The sequence below is a fragment of the Photobacterium alginatilyticum genome (assembly GCF_009910675.1).
Lineage (GTDB): Bacteria > Pseudomonadota > Gammaproteobacteria > Enterobacterales > Vibrionaceae > Photobacterium > Photobacterium alginatilyticum.
On sequence record NZ_RSEJ01000064.1, the window covers coordinates 1 to 4,457 of the forward strand.

At 39.1% G+C, this 4,457-nt stretch carries 5 protein-coding genes; all 5 read right to left on the reverse strand.

Features of this window, described 5'->3' with window-relative positions; all coding sequences use genetic code 11:
* Positions 1–311: 311 nt before the first annotated feature.
* The 5 genes from EIZ48_RS27630 to EIZ48_RS27650 all read right to left on the reverse strand — a co-directional run bounded on the left by EIZ48_RS27630 (position 312) and on the right by EIZ48_RS27650 (position 3,809).
* A complete protein-coding gene (locus EIZ48_RS27630; RefSeq protein ID WP_160658541.1) occupies positions 312–1,226 on the reverse strand; it encodes a PD-(D/E)XK nuclease domain-containing protein in 915 nt (304 codons plus the stop codon).
* Positions 1,227–1,404: 178 nt separating this feature from the next.
* The gene (locus EIZ48_RS27635; RefSeq protein WP_160658542.1) at positions 1,405–1,722 is read right to left on the reverse strand and encodes a hypothetical protein; all 318 of its coding nucleotides are present in this window, start codon (positions 1,720–1,722) and stop codon (positions 1,405–1,407) included.
* A 221-nt stretch (positions 1,723–1,943) separates the two neighbouring features.
* On the reverse strand, positions 1,944–2,339 hold the full coding sequence (locus EIZ48_RS27640; RefSeq protein WP_160658544.1) for an energy transducer TonB: 396 nt from the start codon (positions 2,337–2,339) through the stop codon (positions 1,944–1,946).
* 124 nt (positions 2,340–2,463) lie between these two features.
* A complete protein-coding gene (locus EIZ48_RS27645; RefSeq protein WP_160658546.1) occupies positions 2,464–2,952 on the reverse strand; it encodes a hypothetical protein in 489 nt (162 codons plus the stop codon).
* Between the two features lie 491 nt (positions 2,953–3,443).
* Complete coding sequence (locus tag EIZ48_RS27650; RefSeq protein WP_160658548.1) at positions 3,444–3,809, reverse strand: hypothetical protein; 366 nt, start codon at positions 3,807–3,809, stop codon at positions 3,444–3,446.
* Positions 3,810–4,457 lie beyond the last annotated feature (648 nt).

The window sequence follows — 4,457 nt, forward strand, 5'->3', positions numbered from 1 at the left end:
GCCTTGGTCAAGAACTAACTGTGCGGCTTCAAGTTTAAACTCGGGGCTAAATGTTCTTCTACTACGTTTTGTCATTGTGTCACCTGTTAACTTCCGAGGTGATGATATCACCTCTAATCAGGTGGCCAAATTAACTATGCCACTTCATATGTTTTCTAATGTATTAAGATACTTTTCATAAATTGCACGAAAATTCATTAGTTTTCCTTTTGACCTAACGCCGGGCATAAGGTGCGCCACGACCAACTCACCAAGTGCACCGAACTCCAAACCAAAACCGCCGAGCGTAACGCGTCACCTTGATGCCTTTGTTAGGCGCTTGCTCCAAAAATAAAAACTTTGACTTGAACTTTACCATCAGGAGTTGTCCTCTCACCTTCAAGGTCATTAATCATTCCTTGAGGGTTAGATATAAACAACTCGGGATCATAAACAACACACCATAGATGTTCACAATCCTTATGACGTCTATAGTGCTCTATATCTATGATAAGTTCATCGCCAACCTTATGAGCATGGCTTTTAGTACGAACGCGCTTGGTTTCTATTACTAACTTATGAGCAGGAAGTAAGAAATCCATACGGGTATTACTACCTGCATAACTAGGCGTGAATTCTTCTGGACGAATATCAGAGATCCAAGGCCTCATCATTGCATGGAGTAAATCCTGTATATCGTACTCTGAAGAAAATGCTAAAGGCTGAGCATCTTTTCTACGATGAGTAAGTGGCTGCATTGATCTTGGCAAACCTCGGATGATGATTCTTAGCAGCTCTTCAATATTTGTAGGCTTGGTGCCTTCCGTATTCGCAGAAATACTTTCAGGTTGCGAAATAGGCTCTGGCGACCCCAGTTGTAATACTCGCCCACCGCGATAATATCTAAACCCATGCTCTTCTAATATTTGAATTAAACGTTCTTTTTGTTTTTTATAACCTGCAAGTGGATCTTGCTTTTCACCAAACAATTCTGAACCTGCTGACAAATCTGCAGGTGGCAAGTCCATAAATTCCTCAATAATGTTTCCCAAAAATTGAAGACTGTCTACTTTAGGGTCATTGCCTGCACGTTGTAGCCAAGTTTTCCATTTAGAATGGTGTGCTAACTCTGGTGGTTCACCAGGAGCTCCGGCCGTTTCAAAAAGTGCATTTAATGTATCATGCGAGCCTTCTAAAGTTTCAGCAACTGCAGCACAGACTGCAATAGGTAAGCGAACATTATTCATTAGAAATTTAACCTTTTAAATTTTAACTCAGTCTCACATAATTACTGACGTGTTATCGTCCCTTGCGCCTAACGCCTGCAATAAGGTGCCCCACACTAAACCAGCAAAGCACACCGAACTCCATACCAAAACTGCCGAGTGTAACGGGTCACCTTGATTGCCTTGTTATATGCGATTCTCACTCAACAAAAGGTCCATAATACGCAATACTGYCATCAAGACCGTTTAGTACTTCAACGTATCTTTCATTTGAATTACGRCGCTTTAATATAGCCATTTTTAAGCCATCATTCATTACATTGCTTTTAGATACGCACACATAATCTAACCTAAGTTCAGCGCGGTTTTTTAGGGTCATTTCTGATGCTAAATGAACAGGAATTACTTTAGAACGAATAAACTCTTGCTCACTTTGAGCACAGCTAGAAGCTTCAGTTGCGTTAACAATACCTGGTAGAGAAGACGTAGCTAAAAGACACAATACTTTAAGATCCATAGTAAAAATTCACTTTGGTTGGCATACAAAAACATTCGACTACTCCAGACTGTAGGTATACAAAGTTCACAGCTTGATCTGATGGATTAACCCAAACGCATATTTGATAGAAAGCATATAACGCCAGCCATAAGGTGTGCCCCACCGAACCAGCAAAGTACACCGAACTCCATACCAAAAATGCCGAGTAAAACGCATCACCCTTGATGGCCTTGTTATGTTTATTTATCGATCTCGAATTTAAACTCTATGTTCTTATGACCTTGTTTCTGAGGGACACCGTCAACTACCAGCCTTGAGAAATCCCACTCCATTAATGTTCTTAAAGATACAGCTTCAAACATATATGAAGGTTTTGAATCAATTATCTCAATATTAATAGCCTTTCCTTTTTCATCTATATCAAACTCTAGTTTCACAAACCCTTCAATTCCATTTTTCAATGCCCCTGTTGGATATGGTGGTTCTACCATTTTATATACAGATATAGCTGGCGCTTCTTCATTAATAACCTGCGGTGCGTCATTATAAGTAACTTTACTATAATCATACATTTGATCTGGTGTTATCTGACAACCAGAAAGAAGAAAGAATAAACTTAAAACTATTTTTCGCAAAATAACTCCTATAAACATAACGCTGGGCATAAGGTGCGCCACGGCCAACTCACCAAGCCAACTGAACTCCACACCAAAAATGCCGAGTGTAACGCGTCACCTTGATGCCTTTGTTAGATGCGATTTACGACTTAACACTAGATTCATCAGAGTAACCAATATAGGTAGCAATAGATAACAAAACTAATGTTAGTGTTGTAAATATCTGCAAATATACGGCTACCAATCCCATCCATGATTTTTTTGCAAACTCAATATTAGTAAAAGTGCCTGCACCTAATGATGTAATAATAGCATCAAAAATATTACCTATCATAGGAGATACAGCATAAACACAAGTTGAAATAATAAATATTTCAATGTAACTGATAATTGCAAGTTTAATTCTGTCATATTTATCAGTGTGTTTGTTCTTAGGCTTTCCGTCGGTAACATCTAAAAAGAAAGATATTAACACCTCTGACAACCTAGAGAAAAATCTAATATAAACAACACATATGATAACGTCAGAGGCAATTACATTAAATTCTTTAATTTCGTTAACCCATAAAACAACATTTAGAATAAAAAGAGAAACTAACAGATTAACCTTATTAAACATCTTGTCATGCATTGATCTTTCATAGTCATCATGCAAATATCGCTTAAACATTGACGATAAACAAAAATCAACAGATATGCATTTTATCGATATAGACATCACATTTTTATTAAAAAACTCATGTGTTAGCGATTTATTTAAGCGATAGCATAAAACAGACTTAAATAGAAATATAACTGCAACATAAAAAATCAAGACTACCAAACAAAAAATAACATCATAAAACATTTAAAGACCAATACTTTGTTATCACGTAAGACTTCAGGAATAATAAATCATTTCCATTTTTAATAATACAGACTACCCCTACTTCGATTAGCATCTAACGCCTGCAATAAGGTGCCCCGCACTAAACCAACAAAGCACACTGAACTCCATACCAAAACCGCCGAGTGTAACGGGTCACCTTGATTGCCTTGTTAGGGCAATTTTGGCTTGGTTTCTATGAATCAACGTCGAGAATGGTTAAAGGTACATTCTCTCCTCATTTCCATCACCACTAGTCAATGCGAGGGTTCACACTCGATTATCTCATACCCTAAGCCTTCAGCATTTATTAATGATGAAACAGGCTCATAACCAATATTTTGGGCTTCAATAACCTTATCGGCATTAATCAGATGGATATTAATATTGGCATCTCCTTTTCCGCACTGAGCAGCAATAGCAATATTCGATATGTAACCGCAACTCGATTTGAAAACTTCAACACCATAATCAATCAATTTTTTCGCTGTTTGTTCTGTACTTAATCCTGTTGATTCACATTGTATAGCACCATCATCAATGTAGACCGATACAAAATTGTCGTCACTACTATCACAAGCAACCATACTAATTGCCATAATTATAATCAGTAATATCCTCATAATTCTCCTTAGCCCTAACGCTTGCAATAAGGTGCCCCACGATTAACTAACCAAGCGCACAGAACTTCGAACCAAAAATGCCGAGTGTAACGGGTCACCTTGATTGCTTTGTTAGGCATTTCCACTTGTGGCTTCACTACCTGGCAGTCGAACTCTCAGCGCGCTCCGGCGCCAATCGTGGGATACAGCATCTACTGAATCTCAAGTAACATCAACACTATCAGCACCTTAAAGCCAATTACATTTGCATGACAGCCTAATGAGGTACTAAACGAGGCTGTATCACTGGATTGATTGGCTGAGTAAACGACAAACCTTTCACAGCGGTGCAACGAGGAAACTAGGAACGCTTATTGCCATCGTCTGAGGCAGCAAAGAACGGAGCAACCTGCACTTCCCCGGACTTTCCGAACAGCCATGCAATGAACGAATGGCCCGAGAATTCCCGTTCTTGGGCGACGAGGTTACGACCAGATCATAAAGCAGGCTTTTCCCATGCCTAACGCCAGCAATAAGGTGCGCCACGATGAACTCACCAAGCCCACTGGACTTCAAACCAAAACCGCCGAGTGTAACGCGTCACCCTTGATTGCCTTGTTATGGCAAAATTGAATAAACACAAGGACTTAACAGCAACTCTACTGCCAC